Here is a 17,417-nt window from a genome sequence, read left to right as displayed (position 1 = left end):
CATCAGAAGGTGTGCTCGGCGGCGGGGAACTCGCCGCCGCGTACCTCGTCGGCGAACCGGCGGGTGGCGTCGGTGAGCGCGCCGGCCAGGTCGGCGTAGCGCTTGACGAAGCGCGGCGCCCGGCCGGTGCGCAATCCGGCCATGTCCTGCCAGACCAGCACCTGCCCGTCGGTGTCCGGGCCGGCCCCGATGCCGACGGTGGGGATGGGCGACTCGGCGGTGACCCGCTTGGCCACCTCGCCCGGCACCATCTCCAGCACCACCGCGAACGCGCCCGCCTCGACCACCGCACGCGCGTCGGCGAGCACCTCCTCGGCGGCCTCGCCCCGGCCCTGCACCCGGTAGCCGCCGAGCGTGTGCTCGCTCTGCGGCGTGAAGCCGATGTGCGCCATCACCGGGATGCCCGCGCCGGTGATCGCCTCGATCTGGGCGGCGCAGCGCCGCCCGCCCTCCAGCTTCACCGCGTGGCAGCCGCCCTCCTTCATGAACCGCACGGCGGTGCGCAGCGCCTGCGCCGGGCCCTCCTCGTACGAGCCGAACGGCAGGTCGCCGACGACCAGCGAGTGCTTCGTGGCCCGTACCACGGCGCGGACCAGCGGCAACAGCTCCTCGGCGGTCACCGGCAGCGTGGTCTCGTAGCCGAAGACGTTGTTCGCCGCCGAGTCGCCGACCAGCAGCACCGGGATTCCCGCCTGGTCGAAGATCGAGGCCGTGTACTGGTCGTACGAGGTCAGCATCGCCCACCGCTCGCCGCGCTCCTTGGCGGCGATCAGGTCACGGGTGCGTACCCGCCGCGTGGCCGGCCCGCCGTAGAGGGCGGTCACCTCGGCCGGGGTGGACTCCACCATGACAATCTCCTTCCTCGAGGCCGCGCACGCGGTCCCCGGGTTCCCCGCGATCGTCGCACCGGGCGACGGGCCGCGGGCAGGTCGCAGTGGAGGATGTCACTCCCCGGCCGGGCAGCGGTCAGCCGTCCTCGCGCCACCGGTTGGTGATCGGCAGCCGCCGGTCCCGCCCGAACGCCTTCATGGAGATCTTGGTGCCGGGCGCCGACTGCCGCCGCTTGTACTCGGCGGTATCCACCATCCGCAGCACCTTGTCCACCACCGCCGGGTCGTGGCCGGACTCGACCAGGCCGTCGCGGCCCAGGTCGCCGTCGACGTAGCCGATCAGGATCGGGTCGAGCACGTCGTAGTCGGGCAGCGTGTCGCTGTCGAGCTGGCCGGGGCTCAGCTCGGCCGAGGGCGGCTTGCCGATCGAGTTCTCCGGGATCGGCGGGGTCTGCCCGCGCCGGGCCGCGTCCGCGTTGCGCCACTTCGCCAGCCGCCACACCAGCGTCTTCCAGACGTCCTTGACCGGGTTGTAGCCGCCCACCGAATCGCCGTACAGCGTCGAGTAACCCACCGCCAGCTCGCTCTTGTTGCCGGTGGTGAGCACCAGGTGGCCCTCCTGGTTCGACAGCGCCATCAGGATCACGCCGCGCACCCGGGCCTGCAGGTTCTCCACCGCCACCCCGGACAGCGACATGTTCGCCAGGAACGTGTCCACCATCGGCTGGATCGGCTCGACCCGGTAGTCCAGGCCGGTGCGCTTCGCCAGGTCCTCGGCGTCGGTGCGGGAGTGCTCGGAGGAGTGCTGACTGGGCATCGAGACGCCGACGACCCGCTCCGGGCCCACCGCGTCCACGGCGATCGCGGCCGCCACCGCGGAGTCGATGCCGCCGGACAGGCCGAGCACCACAGAGGGGAAGCGGTTCTTGTCGACGTAGTCGCGCAGGCCCAGCACCAGCGCGTGCCACACCTCGGCCTCGTCGGCGACCGGCTCGATGATGCCGCCGTCGGCGGCCGGGCCGGACGGCGCGGCCGGGATCGCCGGGATCTCGTGGCGGGCCACGCGCATGCCGTCGCTCAGTTCACCGGTGCCGCCCGGCGCGCCGGCCGCCGCCGGCAGCTCCAGATCGTGCACCAGCAGGTGCTCGACGAACTGCGGCGCCCGGGCCAGCAGCGTGCCGTCCGCGGCGACGACCATCGAGTCGCCGTCGTAGACCAGCTCGTCCTGGCCGCCGACCATGTTCACGTACGCGACGGCGGCCCCGGCCTCGGCGGCACGCCGGCCGACCAGCGGCAGCCGTACGTCGTCCTTGTTCAGCTCGTACGGCGAGCCGTTGATGCTCAGCACCAGCCCGACGCCGGCCTGCCGGGCCACCGCGAACGGGCCGCCGGCCTGCCACAGGTCCTCGCAGATGGTCAGTGCCACGTCCACGCCGCCGACGCGCACCACCGTGAGCGTGTCGCCGGGGACGAAGTAGCGGTCCTCGTCGAAGACGCCGTAGTTGGGCAGGTGGTGCTTGAAGTAGGTGGCCACCACCTCGCCCCGGTGCAGCACCGCCGCCGCGTTGCGGGCGCCCCGGCCCGGCTCGGCGTCGGAACTGACCTGCGGGGGCCCGTCCGCGTCCAGGTAGCCGACCACGACCGGCAGGTCACCGAGACCGTCGGCGGCCAGGTCGGCGGCGAGCCGGTGCAACGCGGCCCGGGACGCGGCCACGAACGAACGCCGGAACACCAGGTCCTCGACCGGGTAACCGGTGAGCATCAGCTCGGGGAACAGGACGAGCTGGGCGCCGGCGTCGGCGGCCCGGCGGGTCCACGTGCGGACCAGGCCGGCGTTGCCGGCGAGGTCGCCTACCGTCGGGTTGACCTGGCACAGGGCGAGACGCAGGGTGGGCATGTCTCCATCTTCCCCCAGCCGTCCGGGCCGGGTCCGACAGGTCGCGGGTGGCCGGGCGGCGCAGCGCGCGTCCCAGCCGACCGGACACGGCGGGACGGCCGGCCGGGGAGGGCGTAACGTCGGCGTAACGAGCCCGGTGGAGACTGGGCGGTCAGGCCGAGCCGGCCCGACCGGTGCGGACGTACGTGTCACGAGGGGTGGAAGTGGACCGTCAGCAGGAGTTCGTCCTCCGCACGCTGGAAGAGCGGGACATCCGTTTCGTCCGGCTGTGGTTCACCGATGTGCTCGGCACGCTCAAGAGCGTCTCGGTGGCCCCGGCGGAGCTGGAAGCCGCCTTCGAGGAGGGCATCGGCTTCGACGGTTCGGCGATCGAGGGTTTCGCCCGGGTCTTCGAGTCGGACATGGTCGCCATGCCGGACCCGACGACGTTCCAGGTCTTCCCGTTCGAGGGCGGGGTCAGCGGCGAGAGCGCCCGGATGTTCTGCGACATCATGCTGCCCGACGGCAGCCCGTCCTGGGCCGACCCGCGGCACGTGCTGCGCCGGATGCTGTCCCGGGCGGCCGACAAGGGCTTCACCTTCTACACCCACCCGGAGATCGAGTTCTTCCTGCTGGAGAACGGTCCGCAGGACGGCTCGGTGCCCATCCCGGTGGACACCGGCGGCTACTTCGAGCACACCACGCACGCCGTCGCGCGGGACTTCCGCCGCCAGGGCGTGCTGGCGCTGGAGCGCATCGGCATCTCGGTGGAGTACAGCCACCACGAGGTCGCCCCCGGCCAGCAGGAGATCGACCTGCGCTACGCCGACGCGCTCACCACCGCCGACAACATCATGACGTTCCGGCACGTGGTGAAGGAGGTCGCGCTCTCCACCGGCGTGCAGGCCAGCTTCATGCCGAAGCCGTTCACCGACCAGCCGGGCAGCGGCATGCACACGCACCTGTCGCTGTTCGAGGGGGAGCGCAACGCGTTCCACGACGCCGGCGACCCGATGAAGCTCTCGAAGGTCGCGAAGTCGTTCATCGCCGGGCTGCTCACCCACGCCCGGGAGTACACCGCGGTCACCAACCAGTGGGTCAACTCGTACAAGCGGCTGTTCCCGCAGGCGCTGCCGGACCGGATCACCGAGAGCCCCGCGTACGTCTGCTGGGGCCACCTGAACCGGTCCGCGCTGGTGCGGGTGCCCGCGTACGGCAAGCCGAACTCGGCCCGGGTCGAGGTCCGCTCGCTGGACTCCGCGACCAACCCCTACCTCGCGTTCGCGGTGATGCTCGGCGCCGGCCTCAAGGGCATCGAGGAGGGCTACGAGCTGCCCCCCGGCGCCGAGGACGACGTCTGGTCGCTGAGCAGCGCCGAGCGCCGGGCCATGGGCTACGAGACGCTGCCGGAGAACCTGTCCGAGGCGATCGACGTGATGGCCGAGTCCGAGCTGGTGGCCGAGGTGCTCGGCGAGCACGTGTTCGACTTCTTCCTGCGCAACAAGCGCTCCGAGTGGGAGCAGTACCGCCGCGAGGTCACCCCGTACGAGCGGCAGCGCTACCTCTCGCTCTAGATCGTTGTGGCGCGGTGCCGCTATCGTCTGCGGCACCGCACCGGCACCCCCGCCGGGCGGCGTGAGCCGGGGAGGCGTTGGTGCTGGGAGATCTGCTCGACGGGGCGTGGCAGAGCATCGTGTTCGGGATCGTCGGGGTGGCGCTGATGGCCGCCGGGTTCCTGCTCGTCGACCTGCTCACCCCGGGCAAGCTGCGGGAGCTGATCTGGGTACGCCGCAACGGCAACGCGGCGCTGCTGCTCGCCGCCAACCAGCTCGGCATCGCCGGCATCGTCTTCACCGCCATCCTGACCAGCTACAGCTCGTTCGCCAAGGGGCTCGCGTCCACTGTGGTCTTCGGGCTGGTCGGCCTGCTGGTGATGGCGCTCGCGTTCCTGGTGCTGGACCTGCTCACCCCCGGCAGGCTGGGTGACGTCATCGCCGCCGACGAGCCGCACCCGGCGGCCCGGGTCAGCGCCGCCACCCACTTCGGCGCCGCGCTGATCGTCTGCGCCTGCATCGCCTGAGCGGTGTCGTACCCCCGGGTTAGCGTCCGGGGGTGAACCGTACCGATCGCCTCTACGCCCTGGTCGAGGAGCTGCGGGCGGTCTCGCCGCGCCCGCGCAGCGCGAGCTGGCTGGCCCGCCGCTTCGAGGTGAGCACCCGCACCGTCGAGCGCGACATCTCCGCCTTGCAGGGTGCCGGGGTGCCGATCTGGGCCGAGCCGGGCCGCTCCGGCGGCTACGTGGTCGACCGGGCGCGCACGCTCCCGCCGGTCAACCTGACAGCGGCCGAGGCGGTGGCGATGGCCGTCGCGCTGCACCGGCTCGGCGGTTCCCCGTTCGCCCCGGCGGCCGGGGCCGCGCTGCGCAAGCTGGTCGCGGTGATGCCGCCCGCCGCGGTGGCCGAGGCGCACCGGCTCGCCGGCCGGGTCCACCTGGTCGGCGACGGGCCGGGCACGCCCGTCCCGGCCGCCGTCGCCGACGCGGTCGCCGCCGGGCGGGTGCTGCGCCTGCGGTACGCCGACCGTGGCGGCACGGATTCGCTGCGCGACGTGGAGCCGCTGGCCTACCTGGGCAACTCGGTGCACTGGTACCTCGTCGCCTGGTGCCGGCTGCGCGACGGTCTGCGCTGCTTCCGCACCGACCGGATCGTGTCGGTGCGTCCGCTGGCCGAGCCGGTGACCCGGGAGCTGCGTCCCGGCGATCTCGATGTGCCGGTCGACCGGGTGCGTCCGCTCACCCTGGTCTGATCCGGGTGGAAACACCGACAGGACGCTGTCGTGGCCCGGTATCACGCTGAATCCTGACGACGTCGGCCGACCGCCGGCGCGAATCCCAGGAGGAAGCATGTCCAGTACGCCCGTGACCTGGTTCGAGATCGGCTCCGACCGCCCCGACGAGGCGCAGCGGTTCTACGTCGAGATGTTCGGCTGGAGTTTCGAGCAGGGCGGCCCGGGTGGGTCGTACCGGCAGACGACGGCCGGCGGTGAGCGGGGGATCGGCGGCGCGATCCGGGGCACTGACGACGGCAACTACGCGACCTTCTACGCCCAGGTGGACGACGTGGCGGAGACCTGCCGCCGGGCCGAGAAGGCCGGCGGCGCCGTACTGACGGCGCCGGTGACCACGCCGGCCGGACTGGTGCGTGCCACGCTGCGTGACCCGTCGGGCAACCTGTTCGGGGTCTTCAGCCCGCCGGCCGAGGGCTGAGCGAGGCACGGTGGCGGCCACCGACGAGGTGGCCGCCACCGGTGTACGTCTCGGCTACGACCCGATGCCGGCCGGGCCGCCCTTGTCGTGTCCGCCCCGCGGGCCGCCCTTGCCGTCGTGGCCGGGACCGCCCGGGAACACGCCGGCCTCGGCGGCCTTGAGCACCGCGTCGGCCTGCTCCCGGGTCAGCTTGCCGTCCTCGACGGCCTGGTTCAGCCGCTCCTTCAGCGCGGCCTGCCGGTCCTCGGTCGAGGGCCGCTCCGGCCGCTCCGGGCGGTCGCCCTGGCGCTGCTCGTGCAGCTTCTCCAGCGCCGCGGTGACCTTGTCGGTCGGGACGCCCAGCTCCGTGGCGAGCGCCTCGGCGAACTCGGCCTGCCGGTCGGCGTGCTTCTGGCGGCGGTCGTCACCCTGGTCGGTGGTGCTGGCGCTCGAGGACGGCTTCGGGCTCTTGTCGTCGGCGAGGGCCACCGTCGGGGCGGCGATCCCGACGCCGAGCACTCCGGCGGTGGCCAGGCCGGCCAGCAGGTGCTTCTTCGACATCGTGCGGATCATGCGATTCTCCTGTTCGGTGGTGGTGCGATGACGTCACCGACAGTGGCTGCCGGAACTGAGGGCGACCCGTGGCGAACCTGTCAGCGAGCTGGCAATCACGCCCGGAAGGCTCGAATTACTCGTGTTGCCGCGTCGCCGGGGTACCCGCAAGGCTGGGCCAAACCCGACGAAAGGCCTTCTCGATGACACAGCCCGCCATCAGCGAGATTCCGCTCACCGGGCCGGGCTCCGGGCCGTACTCGATCACGGTCGGGCCCGACGGCGCGCTCTGGCTGACGCTGGCCGGTTCCGGCGGCGTCGCCCGGCTCGGCCTCGACGGTGAGGTACGCGCCTACCGCGACGACCCGCCGGACAGCCGGCCGCTGATCATCGTCGCCGGTCCCGACGGGGCGCTCTGGTACACCCGCTCGGGCGACGACCGGCTCGGCCGGATCACCGTCGACGGCGAGACCGGCTCGGTGGCGCTGCCGCCCGGCTGCGGCCCGGGCGGGCTGGCGGTGGGCGCGGACGGCGCGCTCTGGTACGCCGGCATGAACGACGACACGGTCGGCCGGGTGACAGTCGGCGGTGAGGTGACCTCCTTCCCGCTGCCGGTGACGAAGGGCTTCCCGTCGATGCTCGCGGCCGGGCCGGACGACGCGCTCTGGCTCACGCTCAACCAGGCCAACGCGATCGCCCGGGTCGGCCTGGACGGGAAGGCGACCGTTCATCCGCTGCCCACCGAGGCGGCCGGGCCGGTCGGCATCACCCGGGGCGGCGACGGCGCGCTCTGGTTCGTGGAGATCCTCGCCGGGCAGCTCGGGCGGATCGCGCCGGACGGGCGGATCGTCGAGTTCCCGCTGCCGGACCGGACGGCCCGCCCGCACGCGATCGTCGCGGACCCGGCGGGCGGGTGCTGGTTCACCGAGTGGGCCGCCAACCGCATCGGCCACATCGACCCCGACGGCCGCATCACCGCCCACGACCTGCCCACTCCCGACTCCGAGCCTCACGGCCTCACGGTGACCCCCGACCGCACGGTCTGGGTGGCCCTGGAGACCGGCGGCGTGGCCCACCTCACGCCGGTTCAGGGTTGATCATGAGGTTGGCGGCAGTTGTGGATCTCCAGAGTGCCGCCAACCTCATGATCGCCGGGCCTCGGCGTCAGCAGACGGCGGACGTCACCGTGAGGGTGCCGTCGGTGGCGTCCAGGACGGCGGGGGTGTTCACCGGGACGGTCAGCTGGCCGGGGCCGTGGCCGACGGGGAGGCCGCCGAGGAGCGGGACGCCGAGGTCGCCGAGGCGATCGGTGAGCACGTCCACGACAGTGGTGTCCCAGCCGTCCGCGCACTCGGTGAACTGACCCACCGCCACCCCGGCGATCCCGTCCAGCGCGCCGCAGCGGCGCAGGTGGGTGAGCATCCGATCGATCTTGTAAGGCGGCTCCTGCACCTCCTCGACCAGCAGGATCGCCCCGGTCAGGTCCGGCATGTCCGGCGTGCCGATCGACGCGGTGATCAGGCACAGGTTGCCGCCGATCAGCCGGCCCTCGGCCCGCCCGGGCACCCGCACCCGGTACGTCTCCTCCGCCTCGACCGCCGCCACCGTCACCGGCTCGGTGCTCGTCAGCGCGGCGTGCAGCGACTCCGCCGAGCGGATCGGCGTGCGCTCGTCGCGCCACGCCGCACCCGGCCCGTGCACCCCGGCCAGCCGGGCGCCCCGCCAGAGCGCGAACTGCAACGCGGTGATGTCGGAGAACCCGGCCACCACCTTCGGATCCCGGCGTACCGCCGCCATGTCGATCAGGTCGACCACCCGCTGCGCGCCGTAGCCGCCCCGGGTACAGATCACCCCGCGGATCTCCGGGTCGGCGAACGCCGCGTTCAGGTCCGCGGCCCGCAGCGCGTCGTCGCCGGCCAGATAACCCCGCCGGGCGTACGCGTTCGGCGCGGGCACCGGCCGCAGCCCCCAGCCGGTGAGCAGCTCGATGCCGCGGGCCACCCGCTCGGGACGGGTCGGCCCGGACGGGGACACCAGCATCACCGCGTCGCCGGGACGCAGGGCCGGTGGGCGTACGCAGTCGTCAGGCACGATCGCGAGCCTAGGGCCTGCCGGACCGGCCGCTGTCGGGCGCACCGGCTAGCCTCGACGTCGTGGCGACCGCGCTGGTGATCGAGAACGACCCGACCGACGACCTCCGCCGCCTGGGGGAGTGGCTCACCGAAGGGGGCCTTGAGCTGCGCGTGCTGCGTCCGCACGCCGGTGACGCGCTCCCCGCCGACCTGGAGGGGTACGCCGCGCTCGTGGTGCTCGGCGGCGACCAGCAGCCATACCCGGGGCCCGACGGCGCACCCGGCGCACCCTGGTTCCCGGCGCTGGAAGGGCTGCTGCGCAAAGCGGTCCGCCAGCGCGTGCCCACGCTCGCCGTCTGCCTCGGCGCGCAACTGCTCGCCACCGCGCACGCCGGCCGGGTCGAGCGCAGCCCGTCCGGCCCCGAGGTCGGGCCGGCGCTCGTCGGGCGGCGCGACGCCGCCGAGAACGATCCCCTGTTCCGGTACGTGCCGTTGATGCCCGACGTGCTCCAGTGGCACGCCGACGAGATCACCGAGCTGCCGCACGGCGCGACGCTGCTCGCCGCGTCCACCCGCTACCCGCACCAGGCGTTCCGCCTCGGCGACCGGGCCTGGGGGTTGCAGTTCCACATCGAGTGCGACACCGCGATGATCGCCGAGTGGTCCCGCGACTCGGCGGTGCTGGCCGAGCTGGGCTACGACCCGGAGCTGGTGGTGGCCGCCTGCGACCGGGTGATGGCCGACGTCGAGGAGGCGTGGCAGCCGTTCGCGATCCGGTTCGCCGCGCTCGCACTCGGCGAACTCGGCGACGACAACCCCCGCCGCAGCCTGCCGCTGCTGGGGGCCTGACGGTGACCCGGCCGGTCCGCGGGCGCCTGGCCCGCTACGGATTCGCCGAGGGTGACGGGGCCAGCCGAGCGGAGAACCTGCTCGGCCCGGAAGGGCTCGCCCTGTGGCGGCCCGACACCCAGGAACCCCCCGACGAGCGCGCCGCCGAACTGCTCGCCGCGCTGTCCCGTGCCGCCGACCCGGACCTGGCCCTGCGCCAGTTGCACCGGCTGGTCGAGTCCGAGCGGCGCTCCGGCGACGAGGCGGCCGTACGCGATGCCCTGGCCGCCGACGCCGGGCTGCGCCGCCGGCTGATCGCGGTGCTCGGCGCCTCCTCCGCGCTCGGCGACCACCTGGTCGCCAACCCCGGGCAGTGGGCGGTGCTGGCGACCGAGCCGGACGGGCTCGCCCCCGCCGCGGACGGCCGGCTCGACCTGAGCGTCGCCGCCCGGCTCACCGCGATGACCGGAGCGGTCCCGCTGCTGCGGCAGGCGTACCGGCTGGCGTTGCTGCGGATCGCGGCGGCCGACCTGACCGGTGGGCGCGGCCTGGAACAGACCATGGCGGCGCTGTCCGGGCTGGCCGACGCGACGCTGGCCGCCGCCTATGACATCGCCGCCGACGAGCTGCCGGAGGGCACGCCGCGCCCTCGGCTCGCGGTGGTGGCGATGGGCAAGTGCGGTGGCGACGAGCTGAACTACGTCTCCGACGTCGACGTCATCTTCGTCGCCGCGGCCGACGACGACCTGCCCGCCGCGACCCAGGTCGCCACCCGGCTCATCCAGATCTGCGGGCTGGTGGCCTGGCCGGTCGACGCGGCGCTGCGGCCGGAGGGCAACCGGGGTCCGCTGGTGCGTACGCTCGCCAGCCACCTCGCCTACTACAAGCGCTGGGCCCGTACCTGGGAGTTCCAGGCGCTGCTCAAGGCCCGCCCGGCGGCGGGCGACCTGGAACTGGCCAAGGAGTGGACCGACGCGTTGGCTCCGCTCGTGTGGACCGCCGCCGAACGCCCCGAGGCGGTGGAGGACATCCGGTCCATGCGCCGCAAGATCCTCGACAACGTGCCGCCCAAGGAGCTGGAACGCGAGATCAAGCGCGGTCCGGGCGGGCTGCGCGACATCGAGTTCGCCGTCCAGCTGCTCCAGCTCGTGCACGGCCGGGGCGACGAGTCGCTGCGGGTGCCCGGCACCGTGCCGGCGCTGCGCGCGCTCGTCGCGGGCGGCTACGTGGGCCGCGCCGACGGGGAGGCGCTGCTGCGCGGCTACCGCTTCCTGCGCGCCATCGAGCACCGGCTCCAGCTCCAGGCCCTGCGGCGTACCCACACCGTGCCGACCGAACCGGCCGCGCTGCGCTGGCTCGCCGCCGCGCTCGGCTACCTGGCCAGGCCGGGCCGCAGCGCCGTCGAGGAGTTCCGCGCCGAGTGGGTCACCCACGCCACCGAGGTACGCCGGCTGCACGCCAAACTGCTCTACCGGCCGCTGCTGGAATCCGTGGCCCGGGTGCCGGCCGAAGGGCTGCGCCTCACGCCCGAGGCGGCCCGGCACCGGCTGGAGGTGCTCGGCTTCGCCGACCCGGCCGGCGCGCTGCGACACATCCAGGCGCTCACCGGCGGGGTCAGCCGTACCGCGGCCATCCAGCGCACCCTGCTGCCGGTGCTGCTCGACGAGTTCGCCGACGCCCCCGAACCGGACCGCGGTCTGCTCAACTACCGGCAGGTGTCCGACAAGCTCGGCAGCACTCCGTGGTACCTGCGCCTGCTGCGCGACTCCGGCCCGGTGGCCCGCCGGCTGGCCCGGGTGCTGTCGTCCTCCAGGTACGCGGCCGACATGCTGGCCCGCGAACCGGAGGCGCTGCGGCTGCTCGCCGAGGACAGCGAACTGACCCCGCGTCCACGGGAGACCCTCGTCGACGGCTTCGCCGCCGCCGCCGCCCGGCACGACGACCCGGTCGAGGCGATCCGGGCGGTCCGCGCGCTACGCCGCCGGGAGCTGGTCCGGATCGCCGCCGCCGACGTGCTCAGCCGCGCCGGTTCGCTCGCCCCGCTCAACCCCCGCCCGGTCGGCGGCGGGGAACGCCGGCCCACAGTGGTGGACGTGACGGCGGTCGGCACCGCGTTGTCGCACGTCGCCGACGCCACGCTGGCCGCCGCGCTGCGCGCCGTCCGTACCGTCCACCCCGGGCCGCCCGGCCTGCGCTTCGCGCTGATCGGCATGGGCCGGCTCGGCGGGTACGAGTCGAACTACCTGTCCGACGCCGACGTGCTGTTCGTCTACGACCCGCCGCCCGGAGTGGAGGAGAGCGCGGCGAGCGCCGCCGCGCACGCCATCGCCGAGGAACTGCGCCGGCTGCTGTCCGCGCCCGCCCCCGACCCGCCGCTGGGCGTCGACGCCGACCTGCGGCCCGAGGGCCGGCAGGGTCCGCTGGTCCGAAGCCTGGCCGCGTACGCGCAGTACTACGCGCGCTGGTCCCGGGTGTGGGAGGCGCAGGCGCTGCTGCGCGCCCGGTACGTCTGCGGTGACGCCGACCTGGGCGCCGAGTTCGAGGCGATGATCGAGCCGGTGCGCTACCCGGCCGACGGGCTGACCCGCGAGCAGGTCATCGAGATCCGGCGGATCAAGGCGCGGGTGGAGACCGAGCGGCTGCCCCGCGGCGCCGACCCGGCCACCCACACCAAGCTGGGCCGGGGCGGGCTGGCCGACGTCGAGTGGGCGGTGCAGTTGCTCCAGCTCCGGTACGCCGGTCAGGTGCCCGCCCTGCGCGGCACCCGTACGCTCGACGCCCTCACCGCCGCCCGCGACGCCGGCCTGCTCGACCCCACCGACGCCGCCGAACTGGCCGCCGGTTGGACGCTTGCCGCCGAGGTGAGGGACGCACTGATGCTGGTACGCGGCCGGGCCGGGGACCAGTTGCCCCGGCACGGGGTGGAACTGGCCGGGGTGGTGCGGTTGCTGGGCCGGGAGGACCAGGGCGAGTTCCTCGACGAGTACCTGCGCACCGGCCGCCACTCCCGCACAGTCGTCCAGCGAATCCTGGAGTCCTCCCTCTAACCGTCGGAGCGGGACGGCCCGGGGGACGGCACTGGCTCCAGGTGTGTCAGCTTGTGAGGGTGTAGGTGCCTTCTCGGGGGACCGTCACGGTGGTCCACGTGCCGTCTCGGGTGACTGTGGCGCCGCCCGTCGCGGTGAGCCATCGGGTGTGGCGTACCCGGATCGGGATCGGGCCGGCGGCGGGGGCGCGGAACGTGATCGAGGCGCCGTCCTGGCGGACCAGCTCACCCGGTGCGCCGACGAGCGGGGTGGGCTCGGCGACCGCGTACAGCTTCCAGTGCCGGTCCGACCAGACCTCGGTCAGGTAGGGCTGGCCCATCTCCACCAGCTTCGCCTCCGACGACCCCACCCAGGACAACTCGGCGGCCGGCACCGCGACGTACTGCACCGCGTTGTCGGCCAGCCAGTCCCGATACGTGATCGGGGTCAGCGGAACGCCGGTGCCGGACGCCCCCGGCACAGTGGTGAAGAACAGCGGGTTGCGGTCGATGTCGGCCTGGCGTAGCCAGCCCCGGGCCAGCGGCACGTCCCCCATGTGGGCCGCCTCCCAGTAGTTGCGGGTCGGCGGCACCTCCACCCGCCCGGTGAGTCCACGCCGGCCCAGTTCCGCGCGCAGCGGCGCGAAGTACGCCGGGTCGGCCGTCGGGTCGTCGGCGCTGCGCAGGTCCGCGGTGACCACCGGCGGCTGCCACCAGCAGACCACGGCGAGCAGCGCGGCGAGCCCGGCTGCGCCGATGACCCGGGAGCGCCGACCGGCGACGCGCAGCCGATCGGAGAGCGGGGCGGGGAGCGTCGCGGCGGCGGCCAGCACCGGCAGCGCGAACATCACCACCAGGCGGGTGGCGTTCAGCCCGACCGGCGTGTGCAGCAGCGCCGACGCCAGCACCCCGGCCGCGGACAGCAGCGCGCCCACCCGCGCCGGCCGGTACGCCACGAGCGCCGCCACCACCAGGCTCGTCACCACGGCGTGCACGGTGTCGGCCGTGCTGATGTTCATCCAGCCGCCCTCGCCGAACAGCAGCCCGGTGACGGCGAGCGGCACGGCGGCCGGTACGGCGAGCAGCAGGCCGTCGGCGTACCGGCGGGTCAGCAGCAGCGCGGCACCGGCGAGCCCGACGAACAGCCCGGCCACCGGGCTGGCCGCCGAGGCGAGCAGCGCGGCGGCAACGGCGGCGACCGGCCGGGCGCGGCGGGCGGGGACGGTGAGCGCGAGCAGCGCGGCCAGGCCGAACGCGACGCCGAGGGCGTAGGTGACCCGGCCGGAGACCAGGTTGCCGGCGATCGTCGCCACGCCGACCAGGCTGCCCAGCAGTGGGCGGGGCACCCGGGTCCGCACCAGCAGGGCGGCGAACGCGGTCGCGGAGGCGAGCAGGGCGAGCGCGCCGGTCAGGCGTACCCCGAGTAGCGCCATCAGCGGCGGCGAGACGAGGCTGTAGCCCCACGGGTGCACGCCGCCGTACCAGCGCAGATCGACCAGGGCGGCCCCGTGGTCGGCGAAGAAGCCGGCGCGGGCGACCTGCGCGGACAGGTCCGAGCCGGTGGCCGGCAGGATGAGGTGGAGCACGGCGAGGACGAGCGCGGACACGGTGGAGACCGCCACCACACGACCGCCCCGCATGCCCACCTCCTGATCGCGAACCACCGTACTGGCAGCATGTCGGGCGTGTCTCACCACCTCTCGCGTTGGATCGGCCTGGCGGGTTCGGTGCTGCTCGCCGTGGCCGCGTTCCTCGGCGGCGCCCTGCCCGACGGCGAGTTGCGTCCCACCCCGGTCAGCATCTGGCAGGGCCCGAACGGGCCGCTGACCATCGGGTTGTGGCTGGTCGGCACCGGGCTGCTGGCGTGGGCCTGGTGGTCGCTGCGGGACCGGGTGCCGTCGTCGCGCTGGGTGCTGGTCACCGTGGCGCTGTGGCTGCTGCCGATGCTCGTCGCGCCGCCACTGGGCAGCCGCGACGTGTACGCGTACGCGTGCCAGGGCGCCAGCTTCTCGGCCGGGATCAACCCCTACGACCAGGGCGTGTCAGCGCTGCCCTGCCCCTGGCTGGACACCATCTCCTACATCTGGCGGGACACTCCGGCGCCGTACGGGCCGCTGTTCGTGCTGCTCGCCGGCGCGGTGGTGGAGGCCACCGGCTCGCTGCTCGGCGCCGTCGCGCTGTTCCGGGTGCTCGCCGTGGCCGGGGTGGCGCTGACCGCGTGGGCCGTGCCGGTGCTGGCCCGCCGCTGCGGGGTGCCGCCGCAGCGGGCGCTCTGGCTGGCGCTGGCGAGCCCGCTGGTGCCCGTGCACCTGGTCTCCGGCGCGCACAACGACGCGCTGATGATCGGCCTGCTCGTGGCCGGACTGGCAGTGGTGGCGGCCCGACCGGGCCGGCCCGGACCGCTGCTCGCCGGTGGGGTGCTGCTCGGCCTGGCCGCCGCCGTCAAGATCACTGCGCTGGTGGTGATGCCGTTCGCCGCGCTCGCCGCGATCGTCGGGGCGTACCGGATCAGGACGCTCGTGCGTGACGGCGGGTGGGTGGTCGGCGGCTCGCTCGCGGCGCTCGCCGCGGTGACAGTCGTCTCCGGCCTGGGCCTGGGGTTCGTCAGCGGGCTCGAACAGGGCGGGCTGGTGGTGGCCTGGACCTCGCCGCCGACGGCGGTGGGGCAGACCGTCGGCTACCTGCTGGTGCCGTTCGGGGTGCACGTCGACGCGTTGCCGGTGACCCGGGCGATCGGCATGGTGGTGCTGGTCGCCGTGCTGATCTGGCTCTGGTTCCGGTCGTTCCGTCGCGGTGAGCCGTTCTGGCACGCCGGGCTGGCGCTGACCGCCACCGTCGCGCTGTCCCCGCTGTTCCACCCCTGGTACTGGCTGTGGCCGCTGGCGGTGCTCGCCGCCACCGCCCGTCGCACCCTGTGGTTCTCGATCGTCACGGTGGTGTCGGCGTTCCTGGTGCTGGCCGACGGCACCGGTCTGGCCCGGTACTCCAAGATGCCCGGTGCGCCGCTGATGACCCTGTTCGTGATCGGGCTGGTCGTGTGGTTGGTACGGTCGGCTCGCAAGGGTCGGCAGCCGGTTCCCGTGGACTGAGGAGTGTGCCGGTGAGCGAGCCCGACGGACCCGTCCGGCCGGTCGCCGCCGGTCTCGCCCGCCACGCCGGTCTCGCCGGGGCGGTGCTGCTCACCGTCGCCGGGTGGCTCGGCGGCGCGCTGCCCGGCACGCCCTCGCGCGCCACGCTCGCCGCGATCTGGGCATCCCCGCACGGACCGGTGACGCTCGGCTGCTGGCTGGCCGGGACGCTGCTGCTGGTCGGCGCCTGGTGGTCGCTGCGGTGGGGCACGCCGTCCGGCCGGTGGGCGTACGTGACCGCCGGGCTCTGGTCGCTGCCGCTGCTCGCCGCGCCGCCGCTGGGCAGCCGCGACGTCTACTCGTACGCCTGCCAGGGCTGGACGTGGACGCGAGGGCTCAGCCCGTACCGGGTGGGGGTGGCGGCGGCCGGCTGCCCGTGGACCGGTTCGGTGTCGCCGATCTGGCGGGACACCCCGGCGCCGTACGGGCCGTTCTTCGTGCTGCTGGCCGGGCTCGCAGTCCTGGCCGGTGGCGGCCTGATCGGGACGATCGTCGCGCTGCGGCTGGTCGCGGTGGCCGGGGTGCTGCTGGCCGCGCTGTGCCTGCCCGGCCTGGCCCGCGCCGCCGGGGTGCCCACCCGCCGGGCCGCCTGGCTGGTGCTCGCCTGCCCGCTCGTCGGGATCCACCTGATCGCGGGCGCGCACAACGACGCGCTCGCGCTCGGGCTGCTGCTGCCCGGCCTGCTGGTGCTGGTCCGCCTGCCGGGCAGGCCGCGCGCGCTGCTGGTGGCCGGCATGCTGCTGGGCCTGGCCGTGGCGGTGAAGGCGGTAGCGGTCGTGGCGCTGCCGTTCGCGGCGCTCGCCGCGGTGCACGGCCGCTACACCTGGCGCGCGCTGCTGCGCGGCGGCGGACAACTGGCCGCGTCGGTGCTCGGCACGCTGCTCGTCCTCTCGCTCGCCACCGGCCTCGGGCTGGGCTGGGTCGGAGGGCTCGGCCACAGCGGCGACTCGCAGCAGTGGACCTCCCCGCCCACGGCCGTCGGGTTCGTGATCGACTACGCCGGCGAGCTGGCCGGGCAGCGGCCGGCGGCGGTGCCGGTGGTCCGGACCGTCGCGCTGGCGCTGCTGGCGGGGACGCTGATCGCGCTCTGGTGGTGGGCGTGGACGGCGCTGCGCCGGCTCGACGACGCCCGGCAGCGGGTGGCCCGGCTGACGACGGCCCGGCACCGGGTGGCGCTGCTCGGCGCGGGACTGGCGCTCGCCGCCACGGTGCTGCTCGCGCCGGTCTTCCACCCCTGGTACGCGATCTGGCCGCTGGCGTTGCTCGCGGTGGCGGCGGTGCCACTTGCCCGGGAGGCCTGGTTCGTGGCGCCCTGCGCGGTCGCCGCGCTGCTCACCCTGCCGGACGGCTCCAACCTGGCCCGGTTCACCAAGGCGCCGGGCGCGGTGCTGATGACCGTGCTGGTGGCGGTCGTCGGGGTGATCGGTGTCCGGGCCGCGCTGCGCCGCCGCGCTGGATGAACGGCCGGGCCGGCTCCGCCATCGCGGAGCCGGCCCGGCCGGTGCTGACGAGCGTGCTCAGCAGTCGAAGTACATCGCGAACTCGTGCGGGGTCGGGCGCAGGCGCACCGGGTCGACCTCGTTGGCCCGCTTCCAGTCGACCCAGGTGGAGATCAGGTCGGGCGTGAACACGCCGCCGTCGAGCAGGTAGTCGTGGTCGGCCTCGAGCGCGTTGAGCACCTCCGGCAGCGAACCGGGCACCTGCTTGACGTCGCCCCACTCCTCCGGCGGGAGGTCGTAGAGGTCCTTGTCGATCGGCGCCGGCGGTTCGATCTTGTTCTTGATGCCGTCCAGACCGGCCATCATCATGGCCGAGAAGGCCAGGTACGGGTTGCTGGACGGGTCCGGCACCCGGAACTCGAC

At 74.3% G+C, this 17,417-nt stretch carries 14 protein-coding genes and 1 pseudogene; 9 read left to right on the top strand and 6 right to left on the bottom strand.

Features of this window, described 5'->3' with window-relative positions:
- Positions 1–2: 2 nt before the first annotated feature.
- Together panB and ACFYO8_RS25525 are read right to left on the bottom strand one after the other, a co-directional pair.
- Positions 3–848, bottom strand: coding sequence for a 3-methyl-2-oxobutanoate hydroxymethyltransferase (gene panB, locus ACFYO8_RS25530; RefSeq protein WP_355015307.1), 846 nt, complete (start codon positions 846–848; stop codon positions 3–5).
- A gap of 118 nt (positions 849–966) precedes the next feature.
- Positions 967–2,727: an NAD+ synthase gene (locus ACFYO8_RS25525; protein ID WP_354874796.1), complete on the bottom strand. Its 1,761-nt coding sequence runs from the start codon at positions 2,725–2,727 to the stop codon at positions 967–969.
- 203 nt (positions 2,728–2,930) lie between these two features.
- Between ACFYO8_RS25525 and glnA the strand changes: the two genes are divergently transcribed.
- The 4 genes from glnA to ACFYO8_RS25505 all read left to right on the top strand — a co-directional run bounded on the left by glnA (position 2,931) and on the right by ACFYO8_RS25505 (position 5,971).
- Positions 2,931–4,280: a type I glutamate--ammonia ligase gene (glnA, locus tag ACFYO8_RS25520; RefSeq protein WP_354874794.1), complete on the top strand. Its 1,350-nt coding sequence runs from the start codon at positions 2,931–2,933 to the stop codon at positions 4,278–4,280.
- Between the two features lie 80 nt (positions 4,281–4,360).
- Positions 4,361–4,786 (top strand): DUF350 domain-containing protein, encoded by a 426-nt coding sequence (locus ACFYO8_RS25515; RefSeq protein ID WP_354874792.1) that lies wholly within the window; start codon positions 4,361–4,363, stop codon positions 4,784–4,786.
- Positions 4,787–4,818: 32 nt separating this feature from the next.
- Positions 4,819–5,511, top strand: a complete 693-nt coding sequence (locus ACFYO8_RS25510; RefSeq protein WP_354874790.1) for a WYL domain-containing protein — start codon at positions 4,819–4,821, stop codon at positions 5,509–5,511.
- A gap of 97 nt (positions 5,512–5,608) precedes the next feature.
- Entirely contained in the window at positions 5,609–5,971 is a 363-nt protein-coding gene (locus tag ACFYO8_RS25505) for a VOC family protein (RefSeq protein ID WP_354874788.1), read from the top strand.
- 54 nt (positions 5,972–6,025) lie between these two features.
- Here ACFYO8_RS25505 and ACFYO8_RS25500 read toward each other — a convergent pair whose 3' ends face one another.
- Entirely contained in the window at positions 6,026–6,523 is a 498-nt protein-coding gene (locus ACFYO8_RS25500; protein ID WP_354874786.1) for a hypothetical protein, read from the bottom strand.
- Between the two features lie 182 nt (positions 6,524–6,705).
- Between ACFYO8_RS25500 and ACFYO8_RS25495 the strand changes: the two genes are divergently transcribed.
- Complete coding sequence (locus ACFYO8_RS25495) at positions 6,706–7,599, top strand: virginiamycin B lyase (protein ID WP_354874784.1); 894 nt, start codon at positions 6,706–6,708, stop codon at positions 7,597–7,599.
- 67 nt (positions 7,600–7,666) lie between these two features.
- Here ACFYO8_RS25495 and ACFYO8_RS25490 read toward each other — a convergent pair whose 3' ends face one another.
- Positions 7,667–8,542, bottom strand: a complete 876-nt coding sequence (locus ACFYO8_RS25490; RefSeq protein WP_387189279.1) for an LD-carboxypeptidase — start codon at positions 8,540–8,542, stop codon at positions 7,667–7,669.
- Positions 8,543–8,655: 113 nt separating this feature from the next.
- Between ACFYO8_RS25490 and ACFYO8_RS25485 the strand changes: the two genes are divergently transcribed.
- Positions 8,656–9,423, top strand: coding sequence for a type 1 glutamine amidotransferase (locus ACFYO8_RS25485; RefSeq protein ID WP_354874782.1), 768 nt, complete (start codon positions 8,656–8,658; stop codon positions 9,421–9,423).
- Positions 9,424–9,425: 2 nt separating this feature from the next.
- On the top strand, positions 9,426–12,449 hold the full coding sequence (locus tag ACFYO8_RS25480; RefSeq protein WP_355015304.1) for a bifunctional [glutamine synthetase] adenylyltransferase/[glutamine synthetase]-adenylyl-L-tyrosine phosphorylase: 3,024 nt from the start codon (positions 9,426–9,428) through the stop codon (positions 12,447–12,449).
- 46 nt (positions 12,450–12,495) lie between these two features.
- On the opposite strand, the gene ACFYO8_RS25475 is transcribed toward ACFYO8_RS25480, so the two are convergent.
- The gene (locus tag ACFYO8_RS25475; protein WP_354874778.1) at positions 12,496–14,067 is read right to left on the bottom strand and encodes a hypothetical protein; all 1,572 of its coding nucleotides are present in this window, start codon (positions 14,065–14,067) and stop codon (positions 12,496–12,498) included.
- A gap of 36 nt (positions 14,068–14,103) precedes the next feature.
- Between ACFYO8_RS25475 and mptB (ACFYO8_RS25470) the strand changes: the two genes are divergently transcribed.
- Both mptB (ACFYO8_RS25470) and mptB (ACFYO8_RS25465) read left to right on the top strand, forming a co-directional pair.
- Positions 14,104–15,516, top strand: a complete 1,413-nt coding sequence (gene mptB, locus ACFYO8_RS25470) for a polyprenol phosphomannose-dependent alpha 1,6 mannosyltransferase MptB (protein WP_387188780.1) — start codon at positions 14,104–14,106, stop codon at positions 15,514–15,516.
- Positions 15,517–15,527: 11 nt separating this feature from the next.
- Positions 15,528–17,015: a polyprenol phosphomannose-dependent alpha 1,6 mannosyltransferase MptB gene (gene mptB / locus ACFYO8_RS25465; RefSeq protein ID WP_387189237.1), complete on the top strand. Its 1,488-nt coding sequence runs from the start codon at positions 15,528–15,530 to the stop codon at positions 17,013–17,015.
- 57 nt (positions 17,016–17,072) lie between these two features.
- Here mptB (ACFYO8_RS25465) and ACFYO8_RS25460 read toward each other — a convergent pair.
- Positions 17,073–17,417, bottom strand: a pseudogene (locus ACFYO8_RS25460) (type I glutamate--ammonia ligase); the annotation flags it as partial.

Source organism: Micromonospora sp. NPDC005257, assembly GCF_042872445.1.
In the GTDB taxonomy this organism is placed as follows: Bacteria; Actinomycetota; Actinomycetes; order Mycobacteriales; family Micromonosporaceae; genus Micromonospora.
The sequence above is the reverse complement of the archived record's forward strand: the minus strand, read 5'-3'. Positions and strand labels throughout refer to the sequence as shown.